The organism is Modestobacter caceresii, assembly GCF_000761485.1.
Lineage (GTDB): Bacteria > Actinomycetota > Actinomycetes > Mycobacteriales > Geodermatophilaceae > Modestobacter > Modestobacter caceresii.
Window position 1 is genome coordinate 1 of record NZ_JPMX01000131.1, and the last position, 924, is coordinate 924.

Annotated in this window: 1 protein-coding gene; it reads right to left on the minus strand. The window is 78.2% G+C overall.

The window, feature by feature from the left end:
• Window positions 1-791, minus strand: a 791-nt coding sequence (locus tag IN07_RS23065; RefSeq protein ID WP_036341339.1) for a glycosyltransferase family 2 protein, incomplete at its 3' end; no start/stop codon positions are given.
• Window positions 792-924 lie beyond the last annotated feature (133 nt).

A 924-nucleotide genomic window follows, 5' to 3' on the forward strand; every position in this document is an offset into this window, starting at 1 on the left:
GCCCGCGGCCGGCCCGCGGCGGCCAGGCCGAACGCGGCCAGGGCGGCGCCCGTGACGGCGAGGTGCCGGGGACGGCGGCCGACGGCGGCGTCGGCGCGCTCGCGCCAGGTCGGCCCGTGCAGCCGCCGCATGAGGACGTCGTCGGCGTTGCCCGCCTGCACCCGGGCGGACACCCAGCGGTCGGCCGGCCGGACCGGGTGGGTGATCCACCGCTCGCCGCGGGTCAGCGCCGAGCCGGTGTCCATGACCCGCAGGGCGAGGTCGGAGTCCTCGCGGAAGGCCCGGGGGAAGCGCTCGTCGAAGCCGCCGACCGCAGCCAGCGCGGACCGGCGGTAGGCCAGGTCGGCGGTGATCCAGCTGCTCGTGGCCAGCCCCGCGGTGCCGCGCTCCCAGTCGGTGGGCCGGCGGTCGGCCGGCAGCGGCACCCGGACCCGGCCCTGGGTGCCGGCCGCGTCGGCGGGCAGGGCGGCGAGGTCCTCGGCGAGCCGGGCGTACCAGTCGGGGTCGGGGACGACGTCGTCGTCCAGGAAGGCGATCCACTCCGTGCGCGCGGTGCGCCAGCCCAGGTTGCGGGCCACCGCCGGCCCTCCGCCGCCGGTGCGCACCACCCGGACCGGGGGCAGCCCGGGGCGCTCCGGGCGGAGCGGCTCTCCGGTGGGCCGGTCGTCGACCAGCACGACCTCCGCCGGCCGTGGACCGGCGGCGTCGGCCAGGGCATCGAGGAGCACGTCCAGCGACGGCCGTCCGATCGTCGGCACGACGACCGTGCAGTTGCGTAGGACACCCGTCATGCCCCGATCGTGCCCGGGAGATCGTTCCCGAAACACTACGGGCTTTAAGTTTCTCCGCCGTTGGCCGTCCGCCACCCGATCGAGTGCCCCCGCCGGTCCCGCTCCAACCGCGCCGGCCGGGGCCGAGCCGGGT